17 protein-coding genes and 1 pseudogene are annotated in these 16316 nt (G+C 35.1%); 12 read left to right on the top strand and 6 right to left on the bottom strand.

Going from position 1 to position 16316, the window contains the following annotated elements; genetic code table 11:
* Positions 1–193: 193 nt before the first annotated feature.
* Together FTV42_RS14305 and FTV42_RS14300 are read right to left on the bottom strand one after the other, a co-directional pair.
* Positions 194–457, bottom strand: a complete 264-nt coding sequence (locus FTV42_RS14305; protein WP_179991752.1) for a hypothetical protein — start codon at positions 455–457, stop codon at positions 194–196.
* Between the two features lie 471 nt (positions 458–928).
* Positions 929–1744, bottom strand: a complete 816-nt coding sequence (locus tag FTV42_RS14300) for a hypothetical protein (protein ID WP_159373027.1) — start codon at positions 1742–1744, stop codon at positions 929–931.
* 2323 nt (positions 1745–4067) lie between these two features.
* On the opposite strand from FTV42_RS14300, the gene repM reads away from it, so the two are divergent.
* The 3 genes from repM to FTV42_RS14285 all read left to right on the top strand — a co-directional run bounded on the left by repM (position 4068) and on the right by FTV42_RS14285 (position 5984).
* Positions 4068–5018, top strand: a complete 951-nt coding sequence (repM, locus tag FTV42_RS14295) for a replication initiation protein RepM (RefSeq protein WP_180039117.1) — start codon at positions 4068–4070, stop codon at positions 5016–5018.
* Positions 5019–5094: 76 nt separating this feature from the next.
* A complete protein-coding gene (locus tag FTV42_RS14290) occupies positions 5095–5340 on the top strand; it encodes a hypothetical protein (protein ID WP_180039116.1) in 246 nt (81 codons plus the stop codon).
* A 77-nt stretch (positions 5341–5417) separates the two neighbouring features.
* Positions 5418–5984 carry a plasmid replication DNA-binding protein gene (locus FTV42_RS14285; protein ID WP_180039115.1) on the top strand — a complete coding sequence of 189 codons (567 nt, stop codon included), beginning with the start codon at positions 5418–5420 and terminating at the stop codon, positions 5982–5984.
* Between the two features lie 174 nt (positions 5985–6158).
* Here FTV42_RS14285 and FTV42_RS17655 read toward each other — a convergent pair.
* Positions 6159–6329, bottom strand: a pseudogene (locus tag FTV42_RS17655) (GIY-YIG nuclease family protein); the annotation flags it as partial.
* Positions 6330–6710: 381 nt separating this feature from the next.
* Between FTV42_RS17655 and FTV42_RS14280 the strand changes: the two are divergent.
* From FTV42_RS14280 to FTV42_RS14265, 4 genes are read left to right on the top strand one after another with little or no spacing between them, the layout of a single operon-like run.
* The gene (locus FTV42_RS14280; protein WP_218945736.1) at positions 6711–7184 is read left to right on the top strand and encodes a spore coat U domain-containing protein; all 474 of its coding nucleotides are present in this window, start codon (positions 6711–6713) and stop codon (positions 7182–7184) included.
* A 29-nt stretch (positions 7185–7213) separates the two neighbouring features.
* A complete protein-coding gene (locus tag FTV42_RS14275; protein WP_180015723.1) occupies positions 7214–7966 on the top strand; it encodes a molecular chaperone in 753 nt (250 codons plus the stop codon).
* A 27-nt stretch (positions 7967–7993) separates the two neighbouring features.
* Positions 7994–10342, top strand: a complete 2349-nt coding sequence (locus FTV42_RS14270) for a fimbria/pilus outer membrane usher protein (protein ID WP_179991650.1) — start codon at positions 7994–7996, stop codon at positions 10340–10342.
* Complete coding sequence (locus FTV42_RS14265; protein WP_180039114.1) at positions 10342–11322, top strand: spore coat protein U domain-containing protein; 981 nt, start codon at positions 10342–10344, stop codon at positions 11320–11322. The genes FTV42_RS14270 and FTV42_RS14265 overlap by 1 nt, the downstream gene beginning before the upstream one ends.
* Here FTV42_RS14265 and FTV42_RS14260 read toward each other — a convergent pair.
* From FTV42_RS14260 to FTV42_RS14250, 3 genes are all read right to left on the bottom strand, one after another.
* Entirely contained in the window at positions 11319–11795 is a 477-nt protein-coding gene (locus FTV42_RS14260) for a spore coat U domain-containing protein (protein ID WP_168406833.1), read from the bottom strand. The genes FTV42_RS14265 and FTV42_RS14260 overlap by 4 nt on opposite strands.
* Positions 11796–11991: 196 nt before the next feature.
* Positions 11992–12603 carry a recombinase family protein gene (locus FTV42_RS14255; protein WP_180039113.1) on the bottom strand — a complete coding sequence of 204 codons (612 nt, stop codon included), beginning with the start codon at positions 12601–12603 and terminating at the stop codon, positions 11992–11994.
* Between the two features lie 184 nt (positions 12604–12787).
* A complete protein-coding gene (locus FTV42_RS14250) occupies positions 12788–13102 on the bottom strand; it encodes a hypothetical protein (protein WP_005108843.1) in 315 nt (104 codons plus the stop codon).
* A 106-nt stretch (positions 13103–13208) separates the two neighbouring features.
* Between FTV42_RS14250 and FTV42_RS14245 the strand changes: the two genes are divergently transcribed.
* From FTV42_RS14245 to FTV42_RS14225, 5 genes are all read left to right on the top strand, one after another.
* The gene (locus tag FTV42_RS14245; RefSeq protein WP_005108844.1) at positions 13209–13640 is read left to right on the top strand and encodes a hypothetical protein; all 432 of its coding nucleotides are present in this window, start codon (positions 13209–13211) and stop codon (positions 13638–13640) included.
* Positions 13630–13956, top strand: a complete 327-nt coding sequence (locus FTV42_RS14240; protein ID WP_005108845.1) for a hypothetical protein — start codon at positions 13630–13632, stop codon at positions 13954–13956. The genes FTV42_RS14245 and FTV42_RS14240 overlap by 11 nt, the downstream gene beginning before the upstream one ends.
* Before the next feature lie 696 nt (positions 13957–14652).
* Positions 14653–14961 carry a hypothetical protein gene (locus FTV42_RS14235; protein ID WP_228203597.1) on the top strand — a complete coding sequence of 103 codons (309 nt, stop codon included), beginning with the start codon at positions 14653–14655 and terminating at the stop codon, positions 14959–14961.
* A gap of 100 nt (positions 14962–15061) precedes the next feature.
* Positions 15062–15442 (top strand): hypothetical protein, encoded by a 381-nt coding sequence (locus tag FTV42_RS14230; RefSeq protein ID WP_104427042.1) that lies wholly within the window; start codon positions 15062–15064, stop codon positions 15440–15442.
* A gap of 111 nt (positions 15443–15553) precedes the next feature.
* Positions 15554–15838 (top strand): hypothetical protein, encoded by a 285-nt coding sequence (locus FTV42_RS14225; protein ID WP_104427043.1) that lies wholly within the window; start codon positions 15554–15556, stop codon positions 15836–15838.
* Positions 15839–16316 lie beyond the last annotated feature (478 nt).

Genomic DNA, 16316 nt, shown 5'->3' with positions numbered 1-16316 from the left:
AAATAGAGTCTGTATAAGCGTTTAGGTGTAGAGATTCACCCCCTTCTATTCAATAATTGAAAGTGTTAATAATGAAAAATTAGAATAGCAAATAGTTGCCGATCTTTTTGAAAGGCCTGACTCATGGGTATTTTGATTATTCATTTAACATTCAATTTCTTATTCGAAATTCGGATGTAAGTCCAAATTAGCTTCAATCCTGGCTTACTTTACGTTTTTTAATTTTAAAAGTTCCACGACTCGCTACTCGTTGAGCAAGTTCAGGATTACGCCCAGATAGGCGTTTAATCACAACTGGTGCACTATTAGGAGCCTTACTTACTACGGTATCGTTTACAACATACATCACTGTTTCACGTTGAGCGACTTCAATGCCTTTTTCGCGAAGGGCACGTCCTGCCAAAGTAGCAATTTCAGCTTCATTGTCGTCATCCTCAATTAGATTTATAACTGACATATTTATGCACTCCGACCTTAATCCTTATAACTCGTATTATGTAGCCTTATAAAAAATAAAAAGCTAGAAGCATTTTTGTATAAAGCTCTACCAAACACACAGGATAGCTTCTTTTCCCTAAAAGGTAGGTATGATGTGTGATCAAATTTTAATTTAATTTTCAACAATTTAATAATATTTTTTGTTTTATCCAACTTCCAAGTGAAAAAGAAATGTATTTAAAATCATATATTTAATTTTTTAATTAAATAGAAGATTCCCATCACACATAATACCTACCTAGTTTGAAAATTGATGAAAAATCTTCGTTCACTTTTGCTTAAGGTAGCTATGATGTGTCCCTAAAATTTTATATTTAATTTCAATTACTTATATAAAATCCTTTTAATGCAGCTTAAATAATAAAATAAATAAAATCAAATACTTATAAATCAAAGAAAGTGAAAAATTCTCGGGACACATCATAGCTACCTAATTTTCCAATTGATGAAAGGTCATCATTGCATCCAGATTATTCACTAAACGCTTTGATTTAATCGTATATCGAGGAATTTGAGGAACCAGATCCAAGGGTTTATCTCGGTATTTGTGGCTTAAAGGGTATAAGGAACGATTTATCTTAAAGATATCATTACGAACTCCACGGAAACCGGCCATAGACCATAGAATATCCAGCTCTTTGGTATTGAGCTGCTTGTTCTTTGCCCGTTGAGAATCTTTAAAAGCCTGCTCAATTCGTTCTTGTTTTATCTGAATGAAATTCTTGTGTAAACGCCAGGTCCAACCCTTTTCTTTAGTTAGCTCTTTTTGCTTACGTTCAACCTTCGTAAAAGGCAGCTCAACCAGCTCATAAGCTGGCATCCTTCCCCCTCTAGGGCTAGAAGTTTCATAGATCAGCCGTGTTTTACGTTCCTGGACACAACAAAACTGTTCTTTTTGGTCCTTATTCAACTCAAAGGCAGTGTTCACCAATGTTTCTGCCAGTTTCACATCACACTTCTCTCGGTGTTCCATTGGCAGGGTGATTAAAAGGCATAAACGAATTTTTTCTAGCTTAAACAAGGCTTGGGTCTGAACCACTATCAGATCCAATACCGGAGAAGTTTTTAATCGATAGGTCCGTTGCCTTGGGGTTTGATCAAGGTGATATCGTTGAGTCCACTTTTCAACCAGTGCCTGAGCCTTAGACTGGTCCACATCCACCTGTAAAAAATATTCAGCTCCGCGACTGACTCGGTCCAAAATATCAGCTAAATACTCATCCGTTTTGACGCAAAATCCTAACAAAATGACCGCCTAAAAAATTGTAATCCTATCGGCGAAAATACTAGCAGAGCTGCTAAAAATTGTAATCCTATCGGAGTTATTTATTTATATGGGTTTGGACTGCATTTAGCAGTCCCTTTTTTCGTGACGGTGTCTGACTATAAATGGTTGTTCCAAAATAATTTAGAATCCGGTATATTGAGCTTGTGGAATCAATTCAAAAAAGCTTTTCTGCTGGAACGTGTTAGCGCAGTAACAAACTGTTAGCGGTGATCACCTACAGGAAAAGTAATTGTGCTCACCGTTATCCGTACGCCAACGGAGTTCCTCTATGAATTATTTTTATCTCTATATCTGGACCAAACTTGAGTCCTGCATATCTCATAAAACGTCTGTATTCCTCATACGTTTGCGTTAGCTTTTTGTCTTTTTTCACGTCAGAAAGTTACCGCTTCTGACGTTTTACGCTTATTAAGTCCTAAAATACGAACTAACCACTCGTAGACCGGTGTAGCTGCATGCTGGGGAAACCTCGCTGGTGCGGCCGCGAAGGGGGCTCGAGAGTGAAATTCTCTCGTTCTACCCAATCTAATTCCCTTATTTTGAATTAAGGGTTGTTGGGCGACATGGAAACGGGAGCTGTGGTGACACAGACCAACCCTGTTTTAACTGAAGGTAAGCAATAAGACACAAGGATTGTGTTTGAGCGTTAAAGGCCCCTTTTTATCATGAGCGATTTTGATATGAAGGCTAGGCAGGTGGGCGACTGAAATTTAGCCGAAAGGTGATCAAGACAGAGAAAAACTGTCAGATGTCAGATTTAAAAAAGGTCATGGACATCGGGTACTTGTGAATACATAAGCAAGATTCGTCGAATAGCTTAAGCCTGTAACGGCATGTCATGTAAAACCATAGACATGCTGCCTAGAAATTTTGCATTGCACGGTAAATCTAAAGAGTCTGTAGCCCATCTATAACCGGGATCTTGGAACAACTTCCCGGGAAAAGACAGGAAAATTGAGGCGAGTGTGACGAATAGGACTTGAGCGAAAGCAAGAAGTCGGGCATGTACAAAGATAGTTAAAACTAACATGGGAACATCGGCAATCTTCTATTTTGTAAATCTTTTAGCTGGTGACTGTAAGATGAAATAGATGATTGCAGGTGGGGAGATCATGTTGAGTAAAGCGGTAAATTTACCGGGAGCATGGGTATTCGAGCGAAAAAAACGTAAGCGTAACCATGAGTAATGAAAGACTGAGCCGGTCACTTGTGACTTTAAGCGTAAAAATAGCACTGTGGTGGTGTAGAGAGTTGGTAGCTCTCTAGAAAATGAAGTATCAAGAAGTTTTATCAAGATATCTCATTCATAGCTAATCTCTATGATTTATCTTTTAAATAGAGCCACAGCATCCAAAGATGCTGTGGTTTCTCCTTATTTGCGTTTTAAGGCACTTTTTTTAAAAACTAACCCTTTCATTGTCGATAGTAGTAATCGGGCTAATAAACGCGATCTTAAGCCTCCAATAGGCATATATAGAGCGAGTGTCTACGAGCGAACTATCAAAATTTGCGCCTAGACTCTCTGAAAAACATTTTTTTAGGTTTTTTTAGCCTAAGAAAGTGTAGATCTCATGTAGAAAATTGAGCCTAGACCGAGCGAAGCGAGCAAAAAAGTACTATGAGCGAAGCGAATTCCGAGTTTCTTTTGCTTTTTCTAAAAGTCACGAAAATATTAACCAAAAAATTGCCCCTCGAATCGAGCGAAAGCGAGATTCAATAGAGTTTGAGCGTAGCGAAAACCAAGGGCAATTTTTCATGATTCAGGTTTTTAATGTTTTTAATGTTTTTAATGTTTTTAGAAGCTCTGTAACCCTCTAAAATAAAGGATTGCAGAGCTTATACATGGACGTTTATCTTGCTATACATGGACGTTTATCTTGCTATACATGGACGTTTATCTTGCTATACATGGACGTTTATCTTGTTTATCTTGACAAAGATTATAAAGTCCAGATATAAACCTAGTTAAAATCATAATATTTTATATAGGCTGTTGTTTTATATAATATTTTATTAAATTTGATTATCTTTTAGATTTTTAAATGCTATTAAATACATAATAAGAAAAGATTATATTTAAGTATTTATATATATTATTGTTTTTATTATAAATAATAAAAATAATAATATATTGAGTTAATATTTTATACCTTATTAATTTTAATATACATGGACGTTTATCTTGCTATACATGGACGTTTATCTTGTTTAAGATAAAAATATTGACATAATATTATCGAGTCAATATATTGACTTCAAACAATTAAGTCCGAATAACGGTATGAAAAAAACTGTCGTCAAAGATAATGCTTTAATTAATGCAAGTTATAACTTAGATCTGGCAGAGCAACGGCTAATTTTATTAGCTATTGTTGAAGCTAGAGAAAGTGGAAAGGGTATCAATACAAATGACCCTTTAGTAGTTCATGCTGAAACTTATGCTCGTCAATTTAATGTTCATAAGAATACAGCTTATACGACATTGAAAAATGCTTGTAATGCACTATTCTCACGTCAATTCAGCTATGAGGAAAAAAACTCTAAAAATATAGAATATATTAAATCTAGATGGGTGAGTGAAATTCGCTACATCGAGAATGAAGCTGTAGTCAAACTGATTTTTTCTCCAGCAGTTGTTCCATTGATCACAAGATTAGAAGAGCATTTTACTAAATATGAATTAGAGCAAATTAGCAAACTAAGTAGTGCTTACGCAATCCGGTTATATGAGCTTTTAATAGCTTGGAGAAGTGCAGGTAAAACACCAATTTTCGAATTGGTAGAGTTTAGAGAAAAATTAGGTGTCGACAAAACAGAATATGCAATAATTTCTGATTTAAAAAAGCGTGTACTAGATATTTCAGTTAAACAGATTAGTGAACATACTGATATTACTGTGGAATACCAACAGCATAAAAAAGGGCGTTCAATTTATGGTTTTTCATTCTCATTTAAACAGAAGCAAACAAAGCAGATTGTCAGTTTTACACAAGATCTAAATACTGTAGATCTTGTTTTAAAAATGAATGATGCCCAGCGGCATTTATTTGCTAATAAACTATCTAAATTACCCGAGATGAGTAAGCACTCCCAAGGCACCGAAGACTATCCGCAATTTGCTATTCGTATAGCTGACATGCTGCAAGATCCACATCGTGCTAAAGAACTGTATCCATACTTAAAAAAAGTGGGCTTTATGTCAGCTACTAAAAACAATGCTGTTAACAACTAAACTCTCAGTGAGTGAAGGATTCAGAATTAAAATCTTAAACTAAATAATTAAACTATAGTCATATAAGGAATTTGAAATGCCTATTGATGCAATGGCTTTATTAGGTGCTAAAAAAAATATTAAAGGCTATTCAGCTCAGATCCAAGTTGAGACTTCTGACGGTTTAGAAATTAATGGTTTTATACAATTAGATCATGACTGGGATTATCAACTCGGCTTTTTGAGAGATTTAATAAATACAGAAGAAGATATGCGTTTTGTTGATAAAACCTTTACCAGTGAAGATTTTAGAAATGGTATTTTAGCCTACTTAAGCAAGTAGGCTTTAAACCTTGAGTGTATTGAAGAATACATTTGTTGTATTCTTCAATACGTCTCCTAAATACACAGAAATACACTATGAAAACAAGTACAAAATACAGTGTTAGTGATGCTGCAACACTGTATAAAAAATCTCGGGCCACTCTCTACAAGGATATAAAAAACGGGGTATTAAGTCGTGATCATGATGGTTCTATCGACTTCTCAGAATTACTTCGGGTCTATGGTGAGCCTTTTGGTGGAAAACACCCAAAACGTCTTGATACGTCTTCAATACAAAAGACGGATACACCTGAATACACGGACAATACAGTTGTTGAACTCAAAAATCAGATTGATTTTTTAAAGAAACAATTAGAAAAAGCAGAAGATCGGGAAGCTAAAGCAAATTCTCGGATTGATACATTACTTACACTCATTGAAATGAAGCCCTCTCAAGCTCATACGACTACATTTCCCTATCAAGAATCACCACCCACTAGCACGATTCAAGCAGCACCTGAGTCAAATACAGACGAATCTAAACATGACAGATTGACTACTCCAGAGCAAACCGAAAATAAGCGCATTCCTGTGCCTGAACGCGTAGAGCCTGAACCGGAGAAAAGAGGCTTCTGGAGCCGCTTCTTTAAGCCGTATGGCTGATGGGATTATTCACCTGGACTAATGAAAACCGTGGAACATGAAAAATTATAAAAAAAGCCCGAACAGGGATGTTCGGGCTATCAACTAGGAACTACAGCGTTGAATTTTCAAGAGAATTATAACGCATTTCGTATAAGGTGTATTATGTTAATTTTAGAAATATTAAATAAATAGTTAATTGGAGTTATAGCCAAATCTTCTTGTTAATAACGTATTTTTCCACCAACCCTCTCGACTCAATATAACTTTATCGTCTGTTTTAGCTTTAAAAATATCAAGAATTGAATAATAAAAATTATTTTCAATACGCTCTAACGGCAATTGCTGTAATTGAACATTTCCCCCGCTAACAGAAATTTACCTACAAAGCATTTTTCATTAATGACTTTAAAAATTATAAGCTCGAAATTCGTATTAATTGTTTTTTTAGATTATTTTCATTGTTTTTATTGGTTTCAATAATAGTTGTTTTTTATTTACTATATGATCCGTACAGCAAGTAAATCATTTTCAATGAGATACTTATCACATTTTTTTGGGAAAATAAAAGCTGATTTTTAATTAAGCCAATTTTTTAATTGGAGTAATTTAGAGTAAAGTATCTAATTTTTTCTAAATAAATTATGTACTTGCTTATTTAATGAGCGTATATTTCCTCGCCTACTTTGATCAAAAGTTCATCCACTTTTTAAGGTTAGGTTGAACTTAAATATTGGATTCAATCTCATGAAAAAAATTACATATGTTTCTTTGCTCATTTCATCTGTACTTGGCTTTTCTGCAGCACAAGCAGCTACTGCCCCAACACAGAACTTTGAAGTGAAATTAACAATCAATGAATCGTGTGAATTTAATTCAGCTACAGATATTGATTTCGGAAGTTTAGATCGTTCAACCGACGTAAACCGTACCCAAACAGGTAAATTAACAGCTACATGTACCATTGGCACACCTTATAAAGTGGTACTGGATAGCGAACGTCAAATGAAGCATAAATCTGACAGTACTTCTGTCGTGGCTTATGATTTATTCCAAGATACCGGTGCACAAAAGATCTGGGGTAAAACAGTTGATCAAGCACTAGAGCAAACCGGTACAGGTAAAGCACAAGAGTTGCCTGTCTATGCGAAATTAAAAGGCAACACAAATGTTAAGGCAGGTGTATATACTGATGTTGTGACTGCTAAAATTACTTACTAATTAAGTTATAAGTAAACAAGGAGAGGCTATTGCAAGGTATATTTGAAAAAATATTAAATCGTCAGCATATCTATATGGTGACTCTCTTAGCTTCTTCCTTTTGTTCTTTAGCACAAGCAGCTAGTCTACAAGTATCTCCCATCCTTGTAGAGTTTTCTTCCCAGGAAAAAGCAAAAGAGCTTTGGCTTACAAACACGGGGAAAACAAATATTCGTGCTCAAGTACGTATGCAAGAGTGGACTCAGCTTAATAACCAGGAAATTCTAGAACCGACTAAGAAGCTTATTGCAAGTCCACTTATTACTGAAATTAAACCTGGTCAAAGACAATTAGTACGCTTGATTAAGCCAGCCAATACTAATAGTACTCAGGAGCAGGCATTTCGAGTACTGGTAGATGAGTTGCCAGGAAGTAGTTCCGAGCAAAATAACTCGGGTTTAAATATTTTATTGCAATACTCAATTCCTGTTTTTTATAAGTCTTCGCAACCTCATAAAATTACTCAAGGTCTAACCCCGCTTGATAATATTCAGTTTAAATATACGAACGGCCAGATTTCAGTGTCGAACCGTTCTAGTTCCTATTTACGCTTAAGTCAGTTGAGTTATGTATCCACGACAGGAAATATCGTACCTTTGATATCTGGATTGATGGGTTATGTTTTGGCAGGACAAACGATGTCTTGGAACTTACCGATCAGTCTTCCAGATAATGGTGCAGGAAAGTTTCGATTAGTTATTAATTCTGATATTAATCAACAGGTTATTCCTGTAAATAAATAAATACTTGATATGATTAGGGCTAATTACTTGAGTGTAATTTTGCTTGGACTTCTTTATGTACAAGAGGGAATAGCAAATGAAGTGACTTCTCAAGAAGTAGATTCGACCATTCAACAGGAACTTTTTTTAGATGTTATTTTAAATCAATCTAACTCAAATATTTTAGGCCATTTTCTCCAACAAGATGATCAGCTTTATATATCTACAGAAACTTTACAAGACCTTAAACTAACTTTACCTGCTGATCTGCAAACTAATCCTGCAGGCTACTATCTTTTAGAAGACATACCTTCAGTCAAATATAAATACGATAATTCCAACCAGAAAATTTACCTTGATGTAGATATTAAAGCACTTAAACGAACTTCCTATTATCCTGCATATACTATTATTGAACCTGTCAAACTTGACCCAGCTCAAGAGCGACCAGGCGCTTTGTTTAATTACGATTTCTATAGCCAGTATTCCGAAGATTATTTCAATTTAAGTGGAACCCATGAGTTTCGTGTATTTGGCTTAGGAGAGGGAGGAATCTTAAATTTATCCTCAAATTATAGCTATACCAAAACAGATGAAGATTCCGAATTAAATGCTTTAATTCTAGATACTTATTGGCAGCGTGATTTACCTGAAAAAATGCTTACTATCAGAGTGGGTGATGATCAGTCCAAACCATTGAGCTGGAGTAGGTCTACCCGCATTAGCGGAGTAAGTCTTTCTAAAAATTTTGCTCTTCAACCCTATCAAATCACGACTCCCTTGGAATCATTTAAAGGTGAAGTAAGTTTACCATCCACAGTAGATTTGTTTATTAATGGGCTAAAGCAAACAACTCAGCAAATCATACCTGGTCAATTTGAAATTGAAGCGATCCCTATTATTACTGGAGTTGGACAAGCTCAAGTAGTTGTGACTGATATCAATGGCCAACAAAGAGTTCTTAATTTTTCTTTATATGGAACTAATCAACTGCTAAAGGAAGATTTGAGTGACTGGTCATTTAACCTAGGTTATACACGTTTAGCATATGGGGAACGTTCCTTCAAATATGATAAGGATCTGGTTACTAATACCAGTTATCGGTATGGTTTAACACAAGATTTAACTGTAGAGACACATTTGGAGTTAGCGCCTGATCTGTACTTGGGAGGAGCAGGATTTATCCAAAGACTAGGAAACCGCGCAGGTCTGTTAAATGCAGCATATTCTTTTAGTGACTATCAGGGATTAACCGGAGCTATTTATCAATTAGGATATAACTGGAATTCTAGGTACTTAACTATCTCTTATAATACGGCTCGGCAGTCAGGCGAATATTACGATATCGCGCACCTAAATGGTTTAGCATTTCCTCAGCGATCTGATCAATTTTTTCTAGGTACGAATAATAGGTTAGGCCAGTTCGGGGCAAGTTATATTTATCAAGAACAAGATTGGGATTCAACTAACGAGTTTTTAACATTTAATTGGTCTTATTCATTCCCTAACAATTATTATCTCAACTTAAGCGCAAATCATGATTTAAATGAATCAGATACTAGATATTATTTGAGCTTGAATGTTCCATTAGAAAAGAGACGAACCGTCAACTTATCCTATCAGCAAGATCAGGAACAAGAGAAGCTGTCTTTTAATGCGCGTCAGTCCGTCTCTCGTGATGTTGGTGGGTGGGGATGGCAAGTACAGGTAGATACGGCTCAGGATAATCGAAATATCCAGACTCAACTTGCCCGGATTCACAACTATGGGGAGTGGAGTTTAGGCGTACAGGAATTTAAAACCGATAACAGCTCTTCTCGAATAGCCAACGGTACATTAAGTGGAAGCCTGTTAATGATGAATCGAAGTTTATTCCCAATGCGTAGATCTTTTGATTCATTTGCTTTGATTTCAACCTCTAATATCCCTGAAGTACCAGTGAAATTAGAAAATAGATCAGTAGGAAGGACCAATAGAAACGGAGAACTGGTCGTCACCTCACTGAATCCTTACCAAAATAACAAGATCACAATCGATGCATTAGAATTACCTGCTGACTATTATATTGAAACAACAGTAAAGAATGCTGTACCAAGGTTTGGTAGTGGAGTCTTCATAGATTTTCCTGTTTACCAGATTCAGGCGATTCAAGCAGTTATTAAACAAAAAGATGGAAGCGTAATTGAAGCCGGGTCGAATGTCTGGGCAAGTCCAGATTTAAAGTCCTCAATACCAGAGCCTCTTACTGTGGTTGCACATGATGGTATGATCTATATGGAAAACCCTAAAGTAACTAAATTCTTTGTAGAGCAAAAAGACAAAATGTGTAGCTTTGAGATAAATGGTTTAGATACCCAGAAAGGTTTAATTGATTTAGGCGACTTGCTATGCGAATAATGAGCAAAAAAAAATCTCCTTTTTTATCAAGCAAAAATTTAACTTTAATGTCAGGTCTATTTTTAGGTTTGATGATTACAGGTGAAAGTCAGGCTGCTAAATGCAGTATTTCTTCTACCTCGCTTGATTTCGGTGCAGTGAGCCCTGCATTAAGTACGACTTCTACCAATGTTATGCTTCGTTGTGATCCACAATCTACAATAAAAACGAATGTACGTGTGTGTTTGACAGCTACAAGCTGGCTTTATAATGATATTACTCGCTCTATCTATACCAGCCTTTTAGGTATACCTAACCTGCTTCAATCTTTAAAATATAACCTTTTTTATGACCCTGGTTTTACTCATTTAATCCAAGCGCGCGACCAATTAACTTCTACTGGCTGTAGAGATTATACGATTACAGGCGGTAAGCAGCTGACTGAAATGATCCCAGTTTATGGTCTTTTTTATCCAGGACAGATAGGGGCTGCTGGTAATTACAGATCCTCTACTTTATCGCTTGAAATCCTTTATGATTTTGAAAGAAATGAGAACTATCCTCACGGCTATAACGCTAGTAATTTAAGATATTCGGACACGGCCAATATGAGTGTTTTTGCAGAATATGAGAATGTTTGTACATTACTCTCAACAACAGATTTGGATTTTGGTCAAATTGATAATTTGAACAGAGACTTACATACAAGTGGTCAAATTTCTCTGCAATGCCCTTCACGCACTACTTGGCGAGTAGGATTAAATAATGGCAAATATGCTCTGAATAATCAGAGAAGAATGTTTAATGGCAAGGATTATATAAATTATGATTTATACTTAAACAGTAACTTAACTCAAAAATGGGATAGTTCTAATAACAGGTCGCAAGGTGTAGGAACAAATGGGCAGCAATCAATCTCTGTTTACGGACATGTCCCCCAACAGCCTCTCAAAAGTGCAGGAAACTATAGTGATACTGTGACGGTCACTTTAACGTATTAATATGTAATCGTAGCAACCACAATATCATTATATACACCCGCAGGAACATTCGTGGCGCCTTCATTAATTTTTGCCCAGATTTTGAAGTTCTGATCCGTACCAGTTCCCGTACTTGCAAAATTTTCTTGAGAAGAGCTTCCCCAAACAGTTTTAAATCCAGCATCCTGATAGAGCTGATACGGAACCTGGATAGAATTGTCTTGTGTATTCTTTAAAGTCTTATCGCTGTTTAAAGCAATCGAGTATGGAGTATTTTGACTACAACTAACATTCAAACTTCCTGAGCTAGTTACATGATTTGTTGATCGTTGAATAGATCCAAAATCAATAGATTGAGTCTGAGTACTCTGGATCTCACAATGTTCTGTTACGGTAAGTTGGACAACAAATTCAGATGAATTTTCATTTTTTTGGGTATAAGCAATTGTAGAAAATAAGATAATGAAACTTAAAAAGTACTTCATTTTTCTCATAACCTTTCCTTCAATATCTTACTTTCTTTACTTGCAATAATATAAGGTATAAGAGCTCCATATAAAACATCTAAATCATAACTTTCAAATTTAAAATATCAGAGTTATTTCCATATTTACCCTAAAAATTTCTTATATAAAGTAACCCTACTGCGGAAGGGTATAAGTATCCTCTTCAGGGCATTATAAGTTTTTTTTAAATAACTTTAGCAACTCGATAGACAGTTGCAACTCCACAATTCACTGCTTTGGCAATTTCTTCCTTAGTCATATTGCCAGCTACTAGCAATTCCTTTATTCGTTTGTGCTTAGCCTCATTGGCTTTCTTACCTGTTGGCTTGTAACCCGAACGTTCCAGGCCCTGCTTAATACGTTCTATACGTTTTTCATTGTCCAGGCGGGCCATTGTTGCCAGGAGATCAAACAACATATTGTTGATGAGTTCCAAGATTGAATGAGTAATGCTGTCACTGGTTTGAATCATTTGGTAGGTAGTAGGAAGATCTGCCACGACTAAACGAAGTCCCTTCTCCTGGATCCTGCGCTTCAGCTCTTGAAAATCCCTTTGAGTCAAACGTGATAAGCGGTCAATACTTTCAACCAACAAGGTGTCACGCTGATTTGCTTCTGACAGTAGCTTATTCAATTCAGGTCGGTCTAACTTCGTACCACTATAGTTTTCTATGTACACAATGGTTTCGCCCAAATTCAGGTTTTGGTTTAGATCCTGCAGAATCTGCAAAGCCCTTTTTGCATCTTGATCTTTAGTTGAAGCTCGTAGATAAATACGTGTGTTCATTACTATCATTTAGTCTTAATTTAATTAGATCAATGATAATACTATCCTTTGATTATTAAAGTAAGTCTAATGATAGATATTGAATGCTATTAGGCTCGTTATCATTCAGCTATACTCTTTTGATAAAAAAAGCATAACTAAAAGCCATGCCTTGGGAATTCGTATAACGTGTATTATGTTAATTTTAGGAGATCTATACAATTCTGTACTTTTTCACAATCATAGAAAAAGCAAATAAAATACTTATCCAAAATAAATAATCAATAAAAAAATTGAGAAAAACAAATTGATCCATGCCGATGAAAATAAATAAAGGATTGATACTTATACTTCCGACTGGAGAGGTTTCACCATCTATAAGGAACTGTAGAGGAAATCCCCCAGCTATGACTTCAACTTCTCCAAGCTTATCTACAACTATGCGGTCAACTAATATATTTTTTTGATAAAGCAAAGATACGTAGGTCAAAATAATTGCTAAGAAATTAAAATATAAAAATTTTTTCATAATTTTATCTCATATATCTATTAATTTTAACAATTTTTAATCAGAGCCTTTTGGAATAATTTGCTTTAATTTCTCTATTATTATTTTATCAAAAAATTCCTTTAATATGAAAAGATTAGAATTTATTTTATTAAGTTTACTTGCAGCCTGTAGTCCAGTTACAGAAAAAATTGAATCAAATATAGTTGTTCCACGTATTCAATATACGGGGGGAGCAGATAATGCAAGTTATAGTGAGGCTAAGCTTATTAGGGAAGGTAAATGCCTATACCTAGAACATGCTGATGGATCTAAAGTTCTGCCAATTTTTGCTACAAAAACTCTAGATTGGGATATGGAAACTAAGAGCCTAAAAGTAGATTCGGATACTTATTTTTTAGGTGATAAAGCAGCATATGGAGGCGGAGAATCCTATCCTCTAGAAAAAAATAATTATTCTTGGATAACTGAAGTAGATCCTAGCTGTGATACCTCAAAAGTTATAGTTATTAGTCGACTCATAAGACCAATTGAACAGAACTACCAAAATGAAGAATAGCCTATTTTACTGTCTTGCATTAGTTTTAATTATAGGATGCCAACCATTAGAAAAGAATGGATATATTTCTATTAAAAATTGGACCAATGCCCCAATCACAGATCTTAAAATAACTTATATCAGTGCTCAAAAAACTTATAGCTTAGGTACTCTTTATCCTTATTCGGAATATAAATACGCCATCAACTATGAGCAGCATAATGAGGATTCAATAATCTTTTCATATGTAGATAAAAGTCATAAAAAGATTAATCAAGAAGTAGCTACATATGCAGCCAAATATGATAGGAGAATTTATGAAATAATTATTCAATAGAATATAAATTTATATAGAAATTACAATTACTAATTGAACGAAAGAGCTTCTATTTGAAGTTTCAAAAACTGGAGTTTTCCACCAATCTAACCTCCATTTAACATAATGGTGGTTATACGCAATACAATTGTATATTAATATAAATATCAATAACTTGAAAATTTTAATCTGATTACAAAAAGCACAAAAATCGGCTTTTGTAATAAGTTGGTGAGTTTTTAAGCAAATCTGTAACATTTTGCCAAGAAATTTGATCAATAAATGATCAATTTGGCAATCAGTGCCCATTTCATGCGGATCCAGATTCCAAAACTATCCCCAATTGCTGGGGATAAAATTTAGGCTATTTTGTACGCTCAGGCTTACGTGAATCTCGGCCCTTTGCGGCTATCTAGGATACTGGAACTTTCCTATGATGAACTCATCAGGAACAGGAAGTTCCATAACATAAAACAAAAATTATAAGTTATTGCACATGGACCAGAGGGTACAACAGCACAATCAGCGACAATAAAAAACCCCGGCAGGATGCCGGGGTTTTTTATTTTTAAAGTTTTTAATTGTATATACATTTTTTTTTAATTTTATGACTTGAATAACATAAATTCATCACCATATAACGGTTTGTGTATGTATTTAACAATAAAACGTATATACACGGATCGTTTAAAACTTTAGAATAATGGAGTACAAAAGGTGTCATGTGATGAACCCGAATTAGAATTTCGCTTCTCTGATCAGATTCTACAAAAACTGGATGAGAAGCATGGTGTCACAATTGAAGAAGTCTATGAGGCTTTTGACAATAGTGATGGAAGAACCTTAATAGATACACGAGATCGGCATAAATCACATCCACCTACGGAATGGTTTGTTAGCCAAACTCGCAAAGGCAGAGCCCTTAAAATTTGCTATATATTTGATGAGGATAAGAACATTATTTTTGTTAAGACGGCATACGAGCCTAATGCAGAAGAAGTTCGAATCTTTAACAAATATGCTTAATGCTCCAACGCGTTAGTGGGGGATCCCCCCACTTAACTCATCTACTTATTGAAGTAGATGCAATCTAAATAGATTGTAAATTAATAATTAGAGTAAAGTTATGAAACAAGACAAAGCTGTAAACACTCAAGATAACATCTTTGAAGATGTTGCTCAGTGGGAGTCTAGAAATCTAGGAGCCGACGAGTCATTTGTGAAGTCTAAAGGCATGTCTAAAAAGCTTAAAAATCTCTTGAACAATAGAACTTCACAAAAAATGCAGATGATATCTATACGTTTACCATCGACATTAATAGATGATTTAAAAAATATCGGTGAAGTAGAAGGTATTGGCTATCAAGCATTATCTCGTGAAATTCTTCAAAGATTTGTAGATGCCGAAAATAGAAAGAAATTTAATGATGTTGTAGCACAAAAAAGAGAGTTACAACGTCAAGTAGAACTAATGGAAGCACAACTTAAAGAGCTAAAACATGCTTAAAATATGATTCTTTGTACTCCATAAAAATAAACGATCCCAGAACAGCAAGGTATTACCTTGCTGTTCTGTATTATGATATAAGCAATTGTTAATTAAGGACTTAATAGTTATATGTTAAACATAGAAAATAATTTAATAATTCATGAAAAAATCGATCAAGACGTTACTATCTTAAAAGGCGGCTATTTAACTCTTCATGGACAAATCACTAAAAACCTATACATTCAAGCTGGTGGTACAGCTGTTATTAATGGAATGATCGTGGAGAATCTTTACATTGACCCTCAAGGTAGCGCAATTGTTAATGGAATGGTTTGTAAGGATGTGCTCAATAAAGGAAATTTTTCAGCACCAGGAATGGTCTGTGGAAATATAATTAATTTAAGTAAAGATTAAATAATTTCTTTCTCCTGAGGATCCTCAATACAGAGATTTGATTTAACATAAAATCTCTTATACGCAATTCAGTTGTAACTCCAAAATAGAAATGTCCGATTTCTCCAAAGTAAAAAAGCTTAATTATAGGTGTAGAAATTCACCCCCCCTTTATTAGCCTAAATAGAGTCTATATAAGCCTTTAGGTGTAGAGATTCACCCCCCTTTATTAGCCTAAATAGAGTCTGTATAAGCGTTTAGGTGTAGGGATTCACCCCCCTTTATTAGCCTAAATAGAGTCTATATAAGCCTTTAGGTGTAGAGATTCACCCCCCTTTATTAGCCCAAATAGAGTCTGTATAAGCGTTTAGGTGTAGAGATTCACCCCCCTTTATTAGCCTAAATAGAGTCTGTATAAGCGTTTAGGTGTAGAGATTCACCCCCCTTTATTAGCCTAAATAGAGTCTGTATAAGCGTTTAGGTGTAGAGATTCACCCCC

Source organism: Acinetobacter sp. YH16052, assembly GCF_013417155.1.
In the GTDB taxonomy this organism is placed as follows: Bacteria; Pseudomonadota; Gammaproteobacteria; order Pseudomonadales; family Moraxellaceae; genus Acinetobacter.
Note: the sequence above shows the minus strand (reverse complement) of the source record. Positions and strands in the feature narration are given on the sequence as shown.